The 18,012-nt window shown below is 65.5% G+C and carries 19 protein-coding genes and 1 tRNA gene; 11 read left to right on the top strand and 9 right to left on the bottom strand.

What is annotated here, in order from left to right:
- Nucleotides 1-58: 58 nt before the first annotated feature.
- The gene (locus DIE15_RS24190; protein ID WP_012363042.1) at nucleotides 59-661 is read right to left on the bottom strand and encodes a MarC family protein; all 603 of its coding nucleotides are present in this window, start codon (nucleotides 659-661) and stop codon (nucleotides 59-61) included.
- Nucleotides 662-682: 21 nt separating this feature from the next.
- A complete protein-coding gene (locus DIE15_RS24185) occupies nucleotides 683-2,419 on the bottom strand; it encodes a proline--tRNA ligase (protein WP_124834545.1) in 1,737 nt (578 codons plus the stop codon).
- Nucleotides 2,420-2,637: 218 nt separating this feature from the next.
- Here DIE15_RS24185 and DIE15_RS24175 point away from each other — a divergent pair, with 218 nt between their 5' ends.
- Nucleotides 2,638-3,285, top strand: a complete 648-nt coding sequence (locus DIE15_RS24175; protein WP_057926838.1) for an RNA pyrophosphohydrolase — start codon at nucleotides 2,638-2,640, stop codon at nucleotides 3,283-3,285.
- Between the two features lie 13 nt (nucleotides 3,286-3,298).
- Nucleotides 3,299-3,907 carry a CNP1-like family protein gene (locus DIE15_RS24170; protein ID WP_057926839.1) on the top strand — a complete coding sequence of 203 codons (609 nt, stop codon included), beginning with the start codon at nucleotides 3,299-3,301 and terminating at the stop codon, nucleotides 3,905-3,907.
- Nucleotides 3,908-4,017: 110 nt separating this feature from the next.
- Here the strand turns inward: DIE15_RS24170 and proB are convergent, their stop codons facing one another.
- The 4 genes from proB to rplU all read right to left on the bottom strand — a co-directional run bounded on the left by proB (nucleotide 4,018) and on the right by rplU (nucleotide 7,124).
- Nucleotides 4,018-5,136 (bottom strand): glutamate 5-kinase, encoded by a 1,119-nt coding sequence (gene proB, locus DIE15_RS24165; protein WP_057926840.1) that lies wholly within the window; start codon nucleotides 5,134-5,136, stop codon nucleotides 4,018-4,020.
- A gap of 89 nt (nucleotides 5,137-5,225) precedes the next feature.
- A complete protein-coding gene (cgtA, locus tag DIE15_RS24160) occupies nucleotides 5,226-6,338 on the bottom strand; it encodes an Obg family GTPase CgtA (protein ID WP_057926841.1) in 1,113 nt (370 codons plus the stop codon).
- A gap of 186 nt (nucleotides 6,339-6,524) precedes the next feature.
- Nucleotides 6,525-6,788 (bottom strand): 50S ribosomal protein L27, encoded by a 264-nt coding sequence (rpmA, locus tag DIE15_RS24155; RefSeq protein WP_006476999.1) that lies wholly within the window; start codon nucleotides 6,786-6,788, stop codon nucleotides 6,525-6,527.
- 24 nt (nucleotides 6,789-6,812) lie between these two features.
- Nucleotides 6,813-7,124, bottom strand: a complete 312-nt coding sequence (gene rplU / locus DIE15_RS24150) for a 50S ribosomal protein L21 (protein ID WP_006025184.1) — start codon at nucleotides 7,122-7,124, stop codon at nucleotides 6,813-6,815.
- A gap of 210 nt (nucleotides 7,125-7,334) precedes the next feature.
- Here rplU and DIE15_RS24145 point away from each other — a divergent pair, with 210 nt between their 5' ends.
- The 9 genes from DIE15_RS24145 (at nucleotide 7,335) to DIE15_RS24105 (ending at nucleotide 15,310) form a co-directional block, all read left to right on the top strand.
- Nucleotides 7,335-8,330, top strand: coding sequence for a polyprenyl synthetase family protein (locus DIE15_RS24145; RefSeq protein ID WP_006752232.1), 996 nt, complete (start codon nucleotides 7,335-7,337; stop codon nucleotides 8,328-8,330).
- A gap of 148 nt (nucleotides 8,331-8,478) precedes the next feature.
- Nucleotides 8,479-8,555, top strand: a tRNA-Pro gene (locus tag DIE15_RS24140).
- Between the two features lie 150 nt (nucleotides 8,556-8,705).
- A complete protein-coding gene (locus DIE15_RS24135) occupies nucleotides 8,706-9,995 on the top strand; it encodes an HlyC/CorC family transporter (RefSeq protein WP_082664715.1) in 1,290 nt (429 codons plus the stop codon).
- Nucleotides 9,996-10,077: 82 nt separating this feature from the next.
- Nucleotides 10,078-11,355 (top strand): GspE/PulE family protein, encoded by a 1,278-nt coding sequence (locus tag DIE15_RS24130; RefSeq protein ID WP_124834544.1) that lies wholly within the window; start codon nucleotides 10,078-10,080, stop codon nucleotides 11,353-11,355.
- A complete protein-coding gene (locus DIE15_RS24125) occupies nucleotides 11,352-12,566 on the top strand; it encodes a type II secretion system F family protein (RefSeq protein WP_124834543.1) in 1,215 nt (404 codons plus the stop codon). Before DIE15_RS24130 ends, DIE15_RS24125 begins: the two co-directional genes overlap by 4 nt.
- Before the next feature lie 45 nt (nucleotides 12,567-12,611).
- The gene (locus DIE15_RS24120; RefSeq protein ID WP_124834542.1) at nucleotides 12,612-13,523 is read left to right on the top strand and encodes an A24 family peptidase; all 912 of its coding nucleotides are present in this window, start codon (nucleotides 12,612-12,614) and stop codon (nucleotides 13,521-13,523) included.
- A gap of 84 nt (nucleotides 13,524-13,607) precedes the next feature.
- The gene (coaE, locus tag DIE15_RS24115; protein ID WP_124834541.1) at nucleotides 13,608-14,216 is read left to right on the top strand and encodes a dephospho-CoA kinase; all 609 of its coding nucleotides are present in this window, start codon (nucleotides 13,608-13,610) and stop codon (nucleotides 14,214-14,216) included.
- 109 nt (nucleotides 14,217-14,325) lie between these two features.
- Nucleotides 14,326-15,081 (top strand): cell division protein ZapD, encoded by a 756-nt coding sequence (zapD, locus tag DIE15_RS24110; protein ID WP_057926847.1) that lies wholly within the window; start codon nucleotides 14,326-14,328, stop codon nucleotides 15,079-15,081.
- Between the two features lie 28 nt (nucleotides 15,082-15,109).
- A complete protein-coding gene (locus tag DIE15_RS24105; protein ID WP_124500212.1) occupies nucleotides 15,110-15,310 on the top strand; it encodes a DNA gyrase inhibitor YacG in 201 nt (66 codons plus the stop codon).
- A gap of 61 nt (nucleotides 15,311-15,371) precedes the next feature.
- Here the strand turns inward: DIE15_RS24105 and DIE15_RS24100 are convergent, their stop codons facing one another.
- Genes DIE15_RS24100 through argJ form a run of 3 tightly spaced genes read right to left on the bottom strand, consistent with a single transcriptional unit; the run spans nucleotide 15,372 to nucleotide 17,957 of the window.
- Nucleotides 15,372-15,830: an NUDIX domain-containing protein gene (locus DIE15_RS24100; protein WP_124834540.1), complete on the bottom strand. Its 459-nt coding sequence runs from the start codon at nucleotides 15,828-15,830 to the stop codon at nucleotides 15,372-15,374.
- Nucleotides 15,827-16,696 (bottom strand): ATP-binding protein, encoded by an 870-nt coding sequence (locus DIE15_RS24095; protein WP_057926849.1) that lies wholly within the window; start codon nucleotides 16,694-16,696, stop codon nucleotides 15,827-15,829. The genes DIE15_RS24100 and DIE15_RS24095 overlap by 4 nt, the downstream gene beginning before the upstream one ends.
- A gap of 19 nt (nucleotides 16,697-16,715) precedes the next feature.
- Nucleotides 16,716-17,957 carry a bifunctional glutamate N-acetyltransferase/amino-acid acetyltransferase ArgJ gene (gene argJ / locus DIE15_RS24090; RefSeq protein WP_057926850.1) on the bottom strand — a complete coding sequence of 414 codons (1,242 nt, stop codon included), beginning with the start codon at nucleotides 17,955-17,957 and terminating at the stop codon, nucleotides 16,716-16,718.
- Between the last annotated feature and the right edge of the window lie 55 nt (nucleotides 17,958-18,012).

The following is an 18,012-nucleotide window of genomic DNA, read 5'->3' as shown; positions in this document are numbered from 1 at the left end:
AAAGCGGCGCTCCGGTTTCCCGGAGCGCCGCTTTTTTTCGTCGACTACGCCGCCCGTGCTACAGCTGGTGCACGAACGCCCGAATGCCGGCCAGCAGCATCTCGACCGAGATCGCGACGAGCACGAGGCCCATCAACCGCTCGAACGCCGCGACGGTCCGCTCGCCGAGCCACTGCTGGATCCGTTCGGCCAGCACCAGCGTGATCGCGCAGACGATCATCGTGACCGTCAGCGCACCGACCCACTCGAACATCTTGCCCGGCGCCTGCGACGTCAGCAGCATCACCGTCGCGAGCGCCGACGGCCCGGCGAGCGCCGGAATCGCGAGCGGCACGATGAACGGCTCGCCACCCGCGCGCGGATCGCTGCCGAGCGCGCCGTCGGGATGCGGGAAGATCATCCGCAGCGCGATCAAGAACAGCACGATACCGCCACCGAGCCGCAACGACAGATCGGTGAGGCTCATCATCCGCAGGAAGCGATCGCCGACCACCATGAAGAACAGCAGGATCACGAACGCGATCCCCACTTCACGCAGGATCAGCTTCACGCGCCGCTCGCGCGGCACGTCCCGCATCGCCGTGATGAACAGCGGGATGTTGCCGAGCGGATCCGTGATCAGCACGAGGAGCACGGTGGCCGACAGGAAGGTGTATTCCACCGTGTCCCCCGGTCGCGGCGCTTAGTGCGCGAGCGCGGCGCGGATCTTCTCCGTCACCGTCGCCGCGGCCGCGTCGGCCGGCAGCAGCGTCGCCTCGGCATCGCGGCGGCCCTGGTACTCGATCTTGCCTTCCTTCAGGCCGCGCTCGCCGATCACCAGGCGATGCGGCACGCCGATCAGTTCCCAGTCGGCGAACATCACCCCCGGGCGCTCGCCGCGATCGTCGAGGATCACGTCGATGCCGGCGGCCGTCAGTTCCGCATACAGCTTGTCGGCGGCCTCGCGAACCATGTCGCTGCGATCGTAGCCCATCGGGCACAGCACGACCTCGAACGGTGCGATCGACTCGGGCCAGATGATGCCCTTGTCGTCGAAGTTCTGTTCAATCGCCGCGCCGAGAATGCGCGTGACGCCGACGCCGTAGCAACCCATCAGCATCGGCTGCGGCTTGCCCGACTCATCGAGGAACGTCGCACCCAACGCTTCCGAATACTTGGTGCCAAGCTGGAACACGTGGCCGACTTCGATGCCGCGGCAGATGTCGATCGCGCCCTTGCCGTCCGGCGACGGATCGCCCTTCTTCACGTTGCGCACGTCGGCGACTTCCGGCTCCGGCAGGTCGCGGCCCCAGTTCACGCCCGCGATGTGATAGTCGACCTCGTTCGCGCCGACGACGAAATCGCTCATGTTCGCGACCGTGCGATCGGCGATCACCTTCACCGGCTTCTTCGTGCCGACCGGGCCGAGATAGCCCGGCGGCGTGCCGAACCATTCGACGATTTCCTGCTCGGTCGCGAACCGGTGGTTCTTCAGCCCCGGCAGCTTCGAGACCTTGATCTCGTTCAGGTCGTGGTCGCCGCGCAGCATCACGAGCCAGATGGTCGGCTCGGCGCCTTCGTTCTCGGTGGCGAGCACGATCGACTTGATCGTGCGCTCGAGCGGGATCGCCAGCAGTTCGGCGACCGCTTCGCACTTCGCCTTGCCGGGTGTCGCGACCTTCTCCATCGCTTCGGCCGGCGCAGCGCGCTCGGCAATCAGCGGCAGCGCTTCGGCCGCTTCGATGTTCGCCGCAAAGTCGGACGTCGGGCAGTAGGCGATCGCGTCCTCGCCGGTATCGGCGATCACGTGGAACTCGTGCGAGAAGTTGCCGCCGATCGAGCCGCTGTCGGCCGCGACCGCACGGAACTCGAGGCCGAGGCGCGTGAAGATGCGCACGTACGCGTCATACATCTTGCGGTACGACTCGTTCAGGCCGGCCGCATCCTTGTCGAACGAATACGCGTCCTTCATGATGAATTCGCGGCCGCGCATCACGCCGAAGCGCGGGCGGATCTCGTCGCGGAACTTCGTCTGGATCTGGTAGAAGTTCACCGGCATCTGCCGGTAGCTCTTGATCTGGTTGCGCGCGATATCGGTGACGACTTCCTCGTGCGTCGGCCCGATCACGAAGTCGTTGTCCTTGCGGTCCTTGAAGCGCAGCAGCTCGGGGCCGTACTGTTCCCAGCGGCCCGACTCCTGCCACAGCTCCGCCGGCTGCACGGCCGGCATCAGCAGCTCGATGGCGCCTGCCCGGTTCATTTCCTCGCGCACGATCGCCTCGACCTTGCGAATCGAACGCAGGCCGACCGGCAGGTAGTTATAGATGCCGCCGGCGACACGACGGATCATGCCGGCGCGCACCATCAGCTTGTGGCTGACGATCTCTGCGTCGGCCGGTGCCTCTTTGAGGGTGCCGATAAAGAAACGGGAAGCTTTCATGCGGACGGTTCCAAATACGGCGCCCCCAAGCGGGGCGCCCGAAAAAGTTTCAAGGTGAAAAAGCTGCGCGCGACGAACGACGATGGCGCAGATGACTTAGCAGACAAATCAGGGACAATTCAGCCGGTGTACCCCGCGCGGATTCGCTCCGTCACGGTGCGCAGCGCCCGTTATCTGTTTATAATCAAAGCAATTTTAAAGGATTCGAAGGTGGTTGTATGCTGGATCGTGAAGGCTTTCGCCCGAACGTCGGCATCATCCTCTTGAACGCGCGCAACGAGGTGTTTTGGGGCAAGCGGCTCCGCGAGCATTCCTGGCAGTTTCCTCAAGGTGGGATCAAGTACGGCGAGACCCCCATGCAGGCGATGTACCGGGAGCTGCACGAGGAAACGGGCCTGCACCCTGAACACGTCAAGATAATCGGCCGCACTCGCGACTGGTTGCGTTACGAGGTGCCTGACAAGTTCATCAAACGCGAAGTACGCGGCCATTACCGCGGCCAGAAGCAGATCTGGTTCCTGCTGCGGATGGTCGGACGCGATTGCGACATTTGCTTGCGCGCGACCGACCACCCGGAGTTCGATGCGTGGCGCTGGAACGAGTACTGGGTGCCGCTCGATGCGGTGATCGAGTTCAAGCGGGATGTCTATCAGTTGGCGCTGACGGAACTGTCGCGCTTCCTGCGCCGCCCGGCGCAGCGAGCCGACAAGCCGCGTGGGCCGCGTCCGTCGCGCTATCCGCGCGTCATCGGTGCGCAAGTCCAGCAGACGCTGACGATTGTCGACACAACGGTAGTGTGTTCGGAGATCGAAGTGGAGGCGAGCACGCTCGACGAGATGCCGCCCCGCGTGATCGTCGGCAAATGACAAGTCGGACTGCATGACCGGGCGCGACCTTGATGTCGCGCCCTTTTTTTACGAGGAATGCATATTGAAAGCGATTGCTCTCGCGCTCGCCTCGATCGTCGCGGCGGCCACGCTGGCCGGCTGCGCGAATTCGAAGGCGCCGACCAACAAGGATGACAGCACGTTCGTGTATCTGCTGGACCGTCAAGGCAACTGGAAGGAAAACGCGGTCGACACGCTGCCGCCGCTGCCGCAGGCCGGCGATCTGCTGCCGTTCAACGTGTCGCAAAACACGCCGCTCAAGTTCTCCATCGATGCGAAATCGCTCGCGGTCGGCACCGACGGCGTCGTGCGCTATGCAGTCGTCATCACGAGCCCGGCCGGCGCGCGCAACGTGAATTACGAAGGCATCCGCTGCGACACCTACGAATGGCGTCAGTATGCAGGCCTGAATTCGGATCACGACGGCTGGGACCGCACGGTCGAGAACGACTGGCGTCGCATCGAGAACGGCGAACTCAATGCATACCACTCGGCGCTGTACCAGGACTACTTCTGCTCCAACAAGATGCCGCAGGGCACGACCCAGCAGATCCTGGAGAACATCCGATTCCATCGCACCGCGATGAACCAGTTGCGCTGACGGCGCAACGCAGGCCGGCCGCCTGGCCGGCCCTGCCCCGCACCAGTCGAGACAACAAAAAGCCCGCGCAATGCGGGCTTTTTGTTGTCTCGCGACGTCTGGCCGAACGGTTATACGAGCACGAGGTTGTCGCGGTGAATCAGCTCCGGCTCCAGCATATAGCCGAGCACCGTCTCGATCTCGCCGCTCGGCTTGCGGTGAATCAGCTTCGTTTCCGCACTGCTGTAGTTCGTGAGGCCGCGCGCCACTTCACGCCCGTCGGGGCCGACACATGCGATCACCTCGCCGCGCGCGAACGCACCCTGCACGCCGATCACGCCGATCGGCAGCAGGCTCTTGCCGCCGGCCGTCAGCTTCTCGACTGCACCCGCATCGATCACGACGTGCCCGCGAACCTGCAGGTGATCGGCCATCCATTGCTTGCGCGCGGCCATCCGCGCGGTGCGCGCGATCAGCTGCGTGCCGATCGCCTCGCCCGCCGCCAGCCGCACCAGCACGTCGGCTTCGCGGCCACTCGCGATCACGGTGTTCGCGCCACTGTGCGCCGCACGCTTCGCCGCGAGAATCTTCGTCAGCATCCCGCCGCGGCCGAGGCTCGAGCCTGCGCCGCCCGCCATCGCCTCGAGCTCCGATGCCCCCGCACTGGCTTCCGCGACGAGCGTCGCGTTCGGATCCTTGCGCGGATCGGCGGTGAACAGCCCCGGCTGGTCGGTCAGGATGATCAGCGCATCGCCTTCGATCAGGTTCGCGACGAGCGCGCCGAGCGTGTCGTTGTCGCCGAACTTGATTTCGTCGGTGACAACCGTGTCGTTCTCGTTGATGATCGGCACGACGCCGAGCCGCAGTAGCGTGAGCAGCGTCGAGCGCGCGTTCAGGTAGCGTTCGCGATCCGCAAGGTCGGCATGCGTGAGCAGGATCTGCGCGGTGCGGATGTCGTGCTCGGTAAAGCGGCTTTCATAGACTTGCGCAAGCCCCATCTGGCCAACCGCGGCGGCGGCCTGCAGCTCGTCGATCTCGCGCGGACGCTTGCTCCAGCCGAGCCGCTGCATCCCTTCGGCAATCGCGCCCGAACTGACGAGCACCACTTCCTTGCCCTGCGCGCGCAGCGCGGCGATCTGGGCCGCCCAGCGGCCGATTGCAGCATGATCGAGCCCCTTGCCGTCGTTGGTCACGAGGCTCGAGCCCACCTTCACCACCAATCGCTTCGAATCCGCGATGATCGAACGCATCGTGCGCTGTCTCCTGTATCTGATGCCTGCCCGGCCGGGCGCGATTAAATTCCGGCACCGGGCGCGACGCCCGGTGCATTTCGGCCCGCTCAGGCGTCGTCGCCGGGCGTCGCGCCGCCATCGGCGGCCGGCGCATCGCGGAACCGCACGTCCGCGGCCAGATCTTCCTCTTCCGCCGCGCGATGCGCGTCCGAATGCTCGGCGAGGTAATCGTAGATCGCGTAGCACAGCGCTTCGCAGCCCTGGCCCGTGAGCGCCGAAATCTCGAACACCGGGCCGTCCCAGCCGAAACGATCGAGGAAATCGGCGACGCGTGCCTCGCGCTCGTCTTCCGGCACCATGTCGAGCTTGTTGAGGACGAGCCAGCGCGGCTTCTCATAGAGCGCCTCGTCGTACTTGCGCAATTCGCCGACGATCGCCTTCGCTTCCGCAACCGGATCGACGCTTTCGTCGAACGGGGCCAAATCGACGAGATGCAGCAGCACGCCGGTGCGCTGCAGGTGCCGCAGGAACTGGTGGCCGAGGCCCGCGCCTTCGGCTGCGCCCTCGATCAGCCCCGGGATGTCGGCGATCACGAAGCTCTTGCTCGGGCCGACCCGCACGACGCCGAGGTTCGGCGCGAGCGTCGTGAACGGATAATCGGCGATCTTCGGCTTCGCGTTCGACACCGACGAGATGAAGGTCGATTTGCCGGCGTTCGGCATGCCGAGCAGGCCGACGTCGGCGAGCACCTTCAGCTCAAGCCTCAGCATGCGCCGTTCGCCGGGCTTGCCGTCGGTCTTCTGGCGCGGCGCGCGGTTCGTGCTCGACTTGAAATGCAGGTTGCCGAGACCACCGGCGCCACCCTTCGCAAGCATCACCTGCTGGTCGTGCTCGGTCAGGTCGGCGATCAGCTCGCCCGTGTCCATATCGGTCACGACCGTGCCGACCGGCATGCGCAGCGTGACGTCGTCACCGCCCTTGCCGTAGCAATCCGAGCCGCGACCGTTTTCGCCGTTGCGCGCCAGGTGCTTCTTCGCGTAACGGTAGTCGATCAGCGTGTTGATGTTGCGGTCGGCGATCGCGTAGACGTTGCCGCCCCGGCCGCCGTCGCCGCCGTCCGGCCCGCCAAACGGAACGAACTTCTCGCGGCGCATCGACGCGCTGCCATCGCCTCCGTCGCCGGCGATGACTTCGATTCGTGCTTCGTCAATGAACTTCATTCGTCACTCCGACCAGTATTTCCGCTATTGTGCCGCGCGCCGGCACGCTTGAACAATCTGCCGTTCGGCCGATTGCCCGCCGTTCGCGACAGCCGCCGGCGCGCACATGCGCGCGGCGGCCAAATAAAAAAAGGCCCCGCGAAGACTGCGGGGCCTTTCGGCTACGAAGCCCGTGGGTGCCTGAACTTAGGCAGCCGCCGGGACGACGATGACCAGATGCTTCTTGTCCGCGCCCTTGGTCGCGAACTTGACGTGACCGTCGACCAGCGCGAACAGGGTGTGATCCTTGCCCATGCCGACGTTCTCGCCAGCGTGCATGCGCGTACCGCGCTGACGCACGATGATGCCGCCAGCGTTGATCGCCTGGCCGCCGTACACTTTCACGCCGAGACGTTTCGACTCGGAGTCGCGGCCGTTCCGGGAAGAGCCGCCTGCCTTTTTGTGTGCCATCTGATTGCTCCTTTACCGAGGCGCTTACGCGTTGATCGCGTCGATGCGCAGCTCAGTGTAGTTCTGGCGGTGGCCGCCGTGCTTTTGGTAGTGCTTCCGGCGACGCATCTTGAAGATGGTGACCTTGGCATGACGACCGTGCGACACAACGGTGGCCTTGACGGAAGCCCCACTGACCAGCGGCGTACCGAACTTAATCGATTCGCCTTCGCCCACTGCGAGAACCTGGTCGAGCGTGATTTCAGCGTCAATGTCAGCCGGTATCTGTTCTACTTTGAGTTTTTCGCCAACGGCAACCTTGTACTGCTTGCCGCCGGTTTTTATGACCGCGTACATTGAGAACCTCACTCTGGATCCAATTTTTCCGCACACCACGCGCGGAAAACACGTGATTATACATGGGGTTAGCACCCAAGTCAAAGCCGATCCGCGATTGCCGCGCGCGAGCCTCGGCCGGACGGCCAAAATCACCGTGCAGGCACGTCCGACAGACCGGGATATCGCGGATTCGACTTATAATCCGCCGCATCACCCATTTCGATCATCATGTCGTCGTCCACCGCCTCCCCCACCCTCAGCGCCGCCCACCTGCTCGCTCCGATCACCAGCGACATGGAGCAGGTGAATCGCGTTATCCGGCAAAGCCTCGCGTCCGACGTGCTGCTGATCAACCAGATCGCCGAGTACATCATCGGCGCGGGCGGCAAGCGGCTGCGTCCGGCCCTGCTGCTGCTCGTCGCCGGCGCCCTCGGCGAGACGTCGCACCAGCGGCACGTGCTGGCCGCCGTCGTCGAGTTCATCCACACCGCCACGCTGCTGCATGACGACGTCGTCGACGAGTCCGAACTGCGGCGCGGCCGCCAGACGGCCAACGCGCTGTTCGGCAACGCAGCGAGCGTGCTGGTAGGCGACTACCTCTATTCGCGCTCGTTCGAGATGATGGTCGGCGTCGGCAAGATGCGCGTGATGGAAATCCTGTCGGAAGCGACGACGATCATTTCCGAAGGTGAAGTGCTGCAGCTTCTGAACATGCACGACGCGGACGTCGACGAGACGCGCTACATGCAGGTGATCCGCTACAAGACGGCGAAACTGTTCGAAGCATCGGCGCGCCTGGGCGCGGTGCTCGCCGGCGCCGATGCGCCGACCGAAGCCGCGGCGGCCGAATACGGCCGCCGGATCGGCACCGCGTTCCAGATCATGGACGACTGGCTCGACTACGCGGGCACGGCCGAAGCAATGGGCAAGAACGCCGGCGACGACCTGCGCGAAGGCAAGCCGACGCTGCCCCTCATCTATCTGATCGAACGCGGCACGCCTGAACAGTCGGCACTCGCACGCGAGGCGATCGAACAAGGCGGCACCGATCGCTTCGATACGATTTTCGACGCGATCACGCGTTCGGGCGCACTCGACCATACGCTCGAATGTGCACGCCAGGAAGCACAGGCCGCTGCTGCCGCGATCACCGCGTTCCCGGATTCGATCTACAAGGAAAGCCTGCTCGCGTTGTGCTCGTACTCGACGTCGCGACAGTCGTAAACGCGTCGCGAACGAGAGGCGATACCTTGCCCCAAAAATTTTTTCATCAAGGTATTCCCTTTTCGAAAAAACATCGTTATAGTTACGTTCTTGCTTGAGACGACGCAGCGATCTTCACGAAGAAAGCGAAGTTGGAAGAGCAAAAAATCGGGGTGTAGCTTAGCCTGGTAGAGCGCTACGTTCGGGACGTAGAGGCCGGAGGTTCGAATCCTCTCACCCCGACCAGATTTGAAAAAACCGTGCACCGTGTGCACGGTTTTTTTTTGCCTTCTTTTCGCCCGGTCTCACGAACCCTCGTGCCACGCACGACACATCCCGGCCGTCGGCCTCTGCTATATTCCCTTCATCCCTGTCCTTCACTGCCCCTTCTGACGCGTGGACCAAATTCCCTTATGGGCGCAAATCGGCGCCGTCTTCCTGCTTCTCCTCTGCTCCAGCTTCTTTTCCATTTCCGAGACCGCGATGATGGCGCTCAACCGCCATCGGCTGAAGCATCTCGCCGGCCAGGGCGTGCTCGGCGCGAAAACCACGCAGGGTCTCCTCACGCGCACCGACCTGCTGCTCAGCGTGATCCTGATCGGCAACAACCTGTTCAACACGATCATCCCGGTCCTGACGACGTCGCTCGCACTGCACACGTTCGGCCGTAACAACCTCGCACTGTCGATCGCAACCGGCATCGTCGCGTTCCTGATCATCGTGTTCGCGGAAATCGCGCCGAAGATCGTCGGCGCGACCTTTCCCGAGCGCATCGCGCTGCCCGCGAGTCTCGTGATCGCGCCACTGATGCGCGTGTTCAAGCCGGTCGTCTGGTTCGTCAACGCGCTCGCGAACGGCGTGCTCTGGGCGCTGCGCATCAATACGAAGAAGGGCCGCGACCAACGGATGTCGGCCGACGAACTGCGCGCGATCGTGCTCGAGTCGAGCAGTTTCATGCCGACCAAGCACCGCAGCATCCTGCTCAACCTGTTCGACCTCGAGAACATCACGGTCGACGACGTGATGGTGCCGCGCCGGCAGATCGAGTCGCTCAACTTCTACGCGCCGCTCGACGACGTCCTGCATCAGCTCGAGACCTGCTATCACAACCGCCTGGTCGTCTACGAAGGCGACATCGACAAGGTGCTCGGCGTGCTGCACGTCCGCAAGACGCTCACCGCGCTGCACAACCAGGATTTCGATCGCGAAACGTTGCGCGTGCTGCTCGCCGAACCGTACTACGTGCCATCGGGCACGCCGGTCGTCCAGCAGCTCCAGTATTTCCAGGAAAGCCGGCAGCGCACGGCGCTCGTCGTCAACGAGTACGGCGAACTCGAGGGGCTCGTCACGCCCGAGGACATCATCGAGGAGCTGATCGGCGAATTCACGACGTCGATGCCGCGCGGCGAGCGTACGGGCGGCTGGGACGAGAACGGTGAATGCATCGTCGCCGCCAGCACGCCGCTGCGCGAACTGAACCGCTGGCTGCACCTGCAGCTGCCGACCGACGGACCGAAGACGCTGAACGGCCTGATCCTCGAGATCCTCGAGGAAATTCCCGAAGGCGACGTGTGCCTGAAAATCCGCGACGTGATGCTCGAGGTCATGCGCAGCGACGACCAGGCCGTGCGTACCGTCAAGCTCTTCAAGCCACGCAGCACACGCTCACGCGCCACAACGCGCTAGCCGAACGGCCGACTGTCGGCGCCACTCGCGATACGCGACCATTTGCCGGTCACGATCAACAGGCGGCCGAGCGCCGGCTCACATGCACTTCCCATCTCCCGGAGCGCCGCTGCGCACGCAGCGGCCGCCCGTCGCTACCGACGCATCGCCCGCTGAAACACCCCGTTCGCTCGATGCGACGCAACTCGACGACTCGCCCGCCGTACGGCTGCTGACCGACACGCTTCACGCCGCCCGCGTGCGCGATGCGTCCGACATCCACGTCGAGCCGTTCGAAGCGGGCTGGCGCATCCGCCTGCGCATCGACGGCGTCCTGCATGAACACGCGCGGCCACCTGCTCATCTGCGCGACGCGCTCGTGACACGAATCAAGGTGCTCGCCCGCATGGACATCGCCGAGCGCCGGCTTCCGCAGGACGGCCGGCTGCGCATCGCGGTCGACGGCGGCCTGCGAGGCGACTACCGGGTCAGCTCGCTGCCCACGCTGTTCGGCGAGAAGCTCGTGCTGCGCCGCCTCGAAACGCTGCCGCCCGATCTCACGCTCACGCGCCTCGGCTTCGACGCGCGGCAGGCCGCGGCGATGGAGGCCGCAATACGCGCGCCGCACGGTCTCGTGCTCGTCACCGGCCCCACTGGCAGCGGCAAGACGCTGTCGCTCTACTGCGCGCTGCAGATGCTGGATCGCAACGCGCACAACGTATGCACGGTCGAGGATCCTGCCGAGATTCAGCTCGACGGCATCAACCAGGTCGGCGTGGCGGAGAAGGCCGGGCTCACCTTCGCCACTGCGCTGCGCGCGCTGCTGCGGCAGGACCCGGACGTCATCATGGTCGGCGAGATCCGCGATGCGGAGACAGCCGACGTCGCGATCAAGGCCGCGCAGACCGGGCACCTCGTGCTGTCGACGCTGCACACGAACGACGCGCCGGCAGCCGTCGCGCGACTGCTCGACATCGGCGTCGCGCCGTACAACCTGGCAGCCGCGCTGCGCCTTGTCACCGCGCAACGTCTCGTGCGGCGTCTGTGCGTCACCTGCCGTGTACGCTCGGACGCGCCGGCGCGCGCGCTACGCGATGCGGGCTGCGATCCGGCAGCGCTGGCATCCGGATGGCGCCCGTTCGTCGCGCGCGGCTGTGCCGTCTGTCACGGTATTGGCTATCGAGGCCGGATCGGCCTGCACCAGACCATGCCGGTTTCGTCCGAGATGGCCGAACGCATCGTCGCGCGCGCAAGCGTCGTTGCGCTGGCGCAATGCGCGGCGGACGAAGGCGTGCGCAGTCTGCGCGACGCGGCACTCGCGCACGTTCGCGACGGCACGACGAGCGTCGCGGAAGCGCTGTCCGCGACGCCTGACGCATGATCGCGATGCATATGCCGCCGCCCGAAACCCGCTTCGCGTGGCGCGGCCGTCGTCGCGACGGCACGCCGTGCCGCGGGAACGTCATCGCATTCGACGCAGCCGCCGCACGTGCCGCGCTCGCGCGCGACGGCGTCGTAGTGCTGTCGCTTGACATCCGCGGCACAGCCCGGCCACCTGCGGTCGGCGCACGGGAGGTCACGCGCTTCACGCGCCAGCTCGCGAGCCTGCTGCAGGCCGGACTGCCGCTTGCACCATCGCTCGAGATGCTCGCCCGCACCCGCACGCGCGGCGGGCTGCCGCGCATCGCCGCAGGCCTCGCACGCGAGATCGTCGGCGGGCAGCGCTTCGCCACCGCGCTTGCGCGCTATCCGGCGCAGTTCGGCATGCTGTATCGCCAACTGATCGAGGTAGGCGAAGCATCGGGCGCACTCGACACCGTGCTGACCCGCGTCGCGGAGCACCGTGAACGCGCCGACGCGCAATGGCGCAAGCTGCGTGCCGCGCTCGCCTATCCGGTCGCCGTCATCGTGTTCGCGCTCGCGATCTCGGCCGCGCTAATGGTATGGGTCGTGCCGACGTTCCAGCAAATCTTCGACGGCTTCGGCGCGACACTGCCGGCACCGACCCGCGCGCTGCTTGCCCTTTCTTCCGCGACATCGGCCTGGGGCGGAACGTTCGTCGCCGGCGCCGCAGTGGCGGGACTCGCCGCACGCCACACGCTGCGGCGCTCGCCATCGCTGAACTATACGGTCGCGCGGCACGTGCTGAACGCACCGCTTGTCGGCAGCGCGCTCACGCGGTTCGCGACCGCGCGCTGGTGCCGCTCGCTTGCCACGCTGCTCGGTGCCGGCGTACCGCTCGCCGATGCATTCGCCACGCTCGAACGCACTGCGGGCCACCCGGTGTTCGAACAGGCCACCGTGCAGATCGCGACGCGCGTGTTGCGCGGCGCACGTCTTGCCGATGCGATGCACGCTGCGGGCTGCTTCCCGGACGACGTCGTGCAACCGATCGCCGTCGCCGAGGAAACCGGCTCACTCGACACGATGCTCGCCGACATCGCCGCGCTCTGCGAGCGTCAGTTCGACGCCCGCCTCGATGCGCTCGCCGCGCTCGGCGAGCCGCTGATCGTGATCGTGCTCGGCGCACTCGTCGGCGGCCTCGTGATCGCGATGTATCTGCCCATCCTTCAGCTGGGCAACGTGGTGTAGCATCGCAACCGATTCTGTCGCCTTTCAAGCCCGAACCCGAGCCCCATGACGCCCGTGCCCCTGACCACCGTTTTCGATTCGCCCGAAGGCACGTTGCTCGCGCTGGCGATGCTGCCGCCCGCGGTGCAGTATGCATTCGCCGTCGCGCTCGGTCTGTGCGTCGGCAGCTTCGTCAACGTCGTCGTGCACCGGATCCCGGTGATGATGCAGCGCGCATGGCAGGCCGAAATCGCCGAAGCGACCGGCAACCCGAGCCCGGCGCCGGACGACGGCTATCCGCCGCACTATGATCTGTGGCGCCCGCGCAGCGCATGTCCGCACTGCGGTCACGTGCTGCGTGCTTGGGAGAACATCCCGCTCGTCAGCTACCTGATGTTGCGCGGGCACTGCCGCCAGTGCGGCCATGCGATCGGCATGCGTTATCCGCTCGTCGAGCTCGCCGGTGCGCTGCTCGCCGCCGGGTCGCTCGCCGCGTTCGGCCCCACCGCCGCCGCACTCGCCGCGTTCGGACTTTGCACCGCACTGCTGGCGATGAGCGCGATCGATATCCGGACCGGCTACCTGCCCGATTCGATGACGCTGCCGCTGCTGTGGGCGGGGCTCGCACTGAATCTCGGCAGCACGTTTACGTCGCTGCGCTCGGCCGTGGTCGGCGCGATGGTTGGCTATCTGTTCCTGTGGTCGATCTACTGGCTGTTCAAATGGCTGCGCGGCATCGAGGGCATCGGCTTCGGCGACCTGAAGCTGCTCGCCGCGCTCGGCGCATGGATGGGCTGGGCCGCGCTGCCGCAGGTCGTGCTGTTCGCCGCGGTGACGGGCGCGATCGTCGGGCTCGTCGCGACCTGGCGCGGGCGCATGCGCTTCGAGGAGCCGATTCCGTTCGGCCCTTTCCTCGCAGCAGGCGGCGTCGCGACGCTGTTTTTCGGTACCCCTTTCTATTCGGCGCTCGGCGGCTGACATGACGCACCGCCCGCGTCCGCTTTGTTCGCTGCGTCGTGGAGAAGCGACTCGCTTCCCCGCGGCGACCCGGCGGAGGCTCACATGTTTGCAATAGGACTCACCGGCGGCATCGGCAGTGGCAAGACGACCGTCGCCGATATGTTCGCCGCACGCGGTGCATCGCTCGTCGATACCGACCTGATCGCGCACCGTATCACCGCACCGGCCGGTCTCGCGATGCCGGCGATCGAACACGCATTCGGACCGGACTTCGTCGCGGCCGACGGCTCGCTCGATCGCGCGAAGATGCGCGCACTGATTTTCAGCGACGACGACGCACGCCGGCGCCTCGAAGCAATCACGCATCCGCTGATCCGCGCGGAGACCGATCGCGAGGCTCGTGAAGCGCAGGGCCCGTACGTGATCTTCGTCGTGCCGCTGCTCGTGGAGTCAGGTAACTGGAAGGCACGAAGCGATCGCGTGCTGGTCGTCGATTGTCCGGTCGAAACGCAGATTGCACGTGTGATGCGGCGCAATGATTTCACGCGCGAACAGGTCGAAGCGATCATCGCAAGACAGGCGACGCGTGAAGCGCGTCTCGCGGCAGCCGACGACGTGATCGTCAACGATGCGACAACACCCGGTGCACTCGCCGCGCAGGTCGATACATTGCACCAACGCTATCTCGAATTTGCGGCCGCCGCGCACTGACCGCCGCGCGCGATCGTGATGGTGTACGAAATTGGTGCGTTGCTAGGGTAGAGAGTGAGCATTAGAATGTCCTGCATTGTTTCAATCCCTACCCGAGAGGCGAGCGCGCTTGATTCTTTACGAGTATCCGTTCAACGAGCGAATTCGCACGCTGTTGCGCCTCGAAGACCTGTTCGAGCGCTTCGCGTTCTTTTTGGCTCAGGAGGACCCGCGTGAACACCACGTCGCGCTGACGACGCTGTTCGAAATCGCCGAGGTCACGGGCCGCGCGGACCTGAAATCGGATCTGATGAAGGAGCTCGAACGTCAGCGCCAGACGCTCGCTCCCTTTCGCGGCAATCCGGGCATCGAACAGAATGCGCTCGAAGCCGTCCTCGGCGAAATCGAGCAGACGCTCGCCAATCTTGCGCAGATGCAGGGCAAGACCGGGCAGCATCTGGTCGACAACGAGTGGCTCGCCAGCATTCGCAGCCGCGCGGTGATTCCCGGCGGCACGTGCAAGTTCGACCTGCCGTCATACTATGCATGGCAGCAATGGCCCGCCGAACAGCGGCGCCAGGACATCGCGAAATGGATCATGCCGCTGCTGCCGCTGCGCGACGCGGCGGCGATCGTGCTGCGGCTCGCGCGCGAATCGGGTCAGGCGTCGAAGGTGATGGCGATGCAGGGCAGCTACCAGCAAATGCTGTCGGGGCGCACCTACCAGCTGATGCAGGTACGCGTGCCGCCTGAGCTGCGCGTGATTCCCGAAGCGAGCGCCAACAAGTACATGCTGTGGGTACGGTTCACCATGCAGGACGGCGACGTGCGGCCGCGCGCGGTGGACATCGACGTACCGTTCCATCTGACCCTGTGCAATCTGTAACGGCCGTGCGCCGGCTCGACGCTTTCGTATGACTACTGTTGTGAAATGTCCTTCGTGCGGCGCAGAAGTGCGCTGGACGCCTGAAAACAAGTTCCGCCCCTTCTGTTCGGCCCGCTGCAAGCAGCTCGACCTCGGGGCATGGGCCGCAGAAAAGTATCGGATCGGCGGATCCTCCGACGAAGGTCCGTCGTCGGAGGAAGACGGCACCGACGGCCGCCACGACAGCTGAGCGGCACGCGGCATCGTCCGTTCGCGGATATGGCCCGCTTTTCAGACGGGCCGCCGCGGCGTCATTGCGACGCCGCTTCCTTCTCGAGCAGTTCCAGCACTGGCAGCGCCGCCGGCAACAGCGGCGCGACGTCGACCGGCAATTGCTGCCACACGAACGCCTGCCCTTCCTTGCTGTGCGGCTCGCCCGTCCAGCCCGTCACCTTGCAGAAATAGAGCCGCACATACGCGTGCGGATAATCGTGCTCGAGCGTATGCCAGCGGTGGCTGGCCGTGACGACGATGCCGAGTTCCTCGTGCAGTTCGCGCGCCAGCGCGTCCTCGACGCTCTCGCCGGCTTCCAGCTTGCCACCCGGGAATTCCCAGTAGCCTTCGTACGGCTTGCCCTGCAGCCGCTGCGCGAGCAGGTAGCGGCAGCCGCCGACCGGGCCGTCCGGCTGCACCATCACACCGACCGCGACTTCCGTCACCTTGCGGCCGTCAGGCGCGCGCACGGCGCCCGCTGCGGAATCCATGCTCATGCCTGCTCCTTGCGGCCCGACCAGTCGCGTGCGAACTGCCACGCGACACGCCCCGAACGCGAACCGCGCTCGAGCGCCCAGACGAGCGCGTCGCCGCGCGCCGTCTCGATCTCGGCGTCCGCGCAGCCGAAATGGCGCAGCCAGTGCGCGACGATGCCGAGATAGTCGTCCTGCTTGAACGGGTAGAAGCTGACCCACAGGCCGAAGCGCTCCGACAGCGAGATCTTTTCCTCGACGACTTCACCGGGGTGGATCTCGCCGTCCGGCAGATGCTTGTACGACTCGTTGTCGCTCATGTACTCGGGCAGCAGATGGCGGCGGTTCGACGTCGCGTAGATCAACACGTTGTCGGACTGTGCGGCGATCGAGCCGTCGAGCGCGACTTTCAGCGCCTTGTAGCCCGATTCGCCCTCCTCGAACGACAGGTCGTCGCAGAACACGATGAACCGCTCAGGACGCTGCGAGATCAGCTCGACGATGTCGCCGAGATCGTGCAGGTCGTCCTTGTCGACTTCGATCAGGCGCAGCCCGTCCTTCGCATACGCATTCAGGCACGCCTTGATCAGCGACGACTTGCCGGTGCCGCGCGCACCGGTCAGCAGCACGTTGTTCGCCGGCTTGCACTGCACGAACTGTCGCGTGTTCTGTTCGATCAGCCCTTTCTGCCGGTCGATGTTGTGCAGGTCGCCGAGGGTAATCGACGACGCTGCCGGCACCGGCTGCAGATAACCGCGCCCCTGGCGCTTGCGCCAGCGGAACGCGGTGGCGGCATTCCAGTCGACAGCCGCCGGTGCGGGCGGCAGCATCCCCTCGAGGCGGCCGAGCAATGCTTCGGCACGCGTCAGAAACTGTTCGAGCTTGTCCATGTCGTCCGAGCGCTCCCGATCAGGAGCGGTAGTCCGCGTTGATGCTCACGTAATCGTGCGACAGGTCGCACGTCCAGATGGTAGCCTGCGCGTCGCCGCGGCCGAGCAGCACGCGGATCGTGATTTCGCTCTGCTTCATCACGCGCTGGCCGTCCTCTTCCTGGTAGGCCGGGTTGCGACCGCCCGCCTTGGCGACGAGCACGTCGTCGAGATAGAGATCGATCTTGCCGACGTCGAGATCGGTGACGCCTGCGTAGCCGATCGCCGCGAGAATCCGGCCCAGGTTGGGGTCGGATGCGTAGAAGGCCGTCTTCACCAGCGGCGAATGACCGATCGCGTATGCGATCTGGCGGCACTCGGCGACGCTCTTGCCGCCTTCGACCTGCACGGTCATGAATTTCGTCGCGCCTTCGCCGTCGCGCACGATCAGTTGCGACAGCACCTGGGCGACCTGCGTGACCGCGTCGCGCAGCGCCGCATAGGCCGGCGAGTCGGTGGACGTGATCGCGGGCAGCGTGCTCTTGCCCGACGCGATCAGGATGAACGAGTCGTTCGTCGACGTATCGCCGTCGATCGTGATGCAGTTGAACGAGCGGTCGGCCACTTCCTTCACGAGCGTGTCGAGCACCGGCTGCGCGACGTTCGCATCGAACGCGAGGAAGCCGAGCATCGTCGCCATGTTCGGCTTGATCATGCCCGCGCCCTTGCTGATACCCGTCAGCGTGACCGTGTGGCCGTCGATCGTCACCTGACGCGACGTGGCCTTCGGCAGCGTGTCGGTCGTCATGATCGCCTGCGCGGCGTCGTACCAATTCGCGGCCTTGCGGTTCGCGAGCGCAGCCGGCAGCCCTGCCTTCAGGCGGTCGATCGGCAGCGGCTCGAGAATCACGCCGGTCGAGAACGGCAGCACCTGTGCAGCGTCGATGTCTGCGAGGCGTGCGAGTTCCGCGCAGGTTTCGCGGGTGTTCGCGAGGCCCGGCTCACCGGTGCCCGCGTTCGCATTGCCCGTATTCACGACGAGCGCGCGGATGCCCGCGCCGCCCGCACGCACCTTGGCCAGGTGCTCGCGGCACACGATCACGGGTGCGGCGCAAAAGCGGTTCTCGGTGAATACGCCGGCGACCGTCGCCCCTTCGTCGACGGAAATGACCAGCACGTCCTTGCGATTCGGCTTGCGGATGTTCGCTTCCGCCCAGCCGAGCGTGACGCCGGCGACGGGATGCAGTTGGGCGGGATCGATCGACGGAAAATTGACAGCCATGGGGCACACCTGCCGGATGGAAAATGCCGGCACGCGCCGGCATCGATTGGAAGAA

The sequence above is a fragment of the Burkholderia sp. Bp9031 genome, assembly GCF_003857965.1.
Classification (GTDB): Bacteria; Pseudomonadota; Gammaproteobacteria; order Burkholderiales; family Burkholderiaceae; genus Burkholderia; species Burkholderia ambifaria_A.
Note: the sequence above shows the minus strand (reverse complement) of the source record. Positions and strands in the feature narration are given on the sequence as shown.

Bases quoted from the DNA above. Each gene is read 5' to 3' on its own strand.
- DIE15_RS24185 (WP_124834545.1), bottom strand. From the start codon at position 2,419: ATGAAAGCTTCCCGTTTCTTTATCGGCACCCTCAAAGAGGCACCGGCC.
- DIE15_RS24175 (WP_057926838.1), top strand. From the start codon at position 2,638: ATGCTGGATCGTGAAGGCTTTCGCCCGAACGTCGGCATCATCCTCTTG.
- DIE15_RS24170 (WP_057926839.1), top strand. From the start codon at position 3,299: ATGACCGGGCGCGACCTTGATGTCGCGCCCTTTTTTTACGAGGAATGC.
- proB (WP_057926840.1), bottom strand. From the start codon at position 5,136: ATGCGTTCGATCATCGCGGATTCGAAGCGATTGGTGGTGAAGGTGGGC.
- cgtA (WP_057926841.1), bottom strand. From the start codon at position 6,338: ATGAAGTTCATTGACGAAGCACGAATCGAAGTCATCGCCGGCGACGGA.
- rpmA (WP_006476999.1), bottom strand. From the start codon at position 6,788: ATGGCACACAAAAAGGCAGGCGGCTCTTCCCGGAACGGCCGCGACTCC.
- rplU (WP_006025184.1), bottom strand. From the start codon at position 7,124: ATGTACGCGGTCATAAAAACCGGCGGCAAGCAGTACAAGGTTGCCGTT.
- DIE15_RS24145 (WP_006752232.1), top strand. From the start codon at position 7,335: ATGTCGTCGTCCACCGCCTCCCCCACCCTCAGCGCCGCCCACCTGCTC.
- DIE15_RS24130 (WP_124834544.1), top strand. From the start codon at position 10,078: ATGCACTTCCCATCTCCCGGAGCGCCGCTGCGCACGCAGCGGCCGCCC.
- DIE15_RS24125 (WP_124834543.1), top strand. From the start codon at position 11,352: ATGATCGCGATGCATATGCCGCCGCCCGAAACCCGCTTCGCGTGGCGC.
- DIE15_RS24120 (WP_124834542.1), top strand. From the start codon at position 12,612: ATGACGCCCGTGCCCCTGACCACCGTTTTCGATTCGCCCGAAGGCACG.
- coaE (WP_124834541.1), top strand. From the start codon at position 13,608: ATGTTTGCAATAGGACTCACCGGCGGCATCGGCAGTGGCAAGACGACC.
- DIE15_RS24105 (WP_124500212.1), top strand. From the start codon at position 15,110: ATGACTACTGTTGTGAAATGTCCTTCGTGCGGCGCAGAAGTGCGCTGG.
- DIE15_RS24100 (WP_124834540.1), bottom strand. From the start codon at position 15,830: ATGAGCATGGATTCCGCAGCGGGCGCCGTGCGCGCGCCTGACGGCCGC.
- DIE15_RS24095 (WP_057926849.1), bottom strand. From the start codon at position 16,696: ATGGACAAGCTCGAACAGTTTCTGACGCGTGCCGAAGCATTGCTCGGC.
- argJ (WP_057926850.1), bottom strand. From the start codon at position 17,957: ATGGCTGTCAATTTTCCGTCGATCGATCCCGCCCAACTGCATCCCGTC.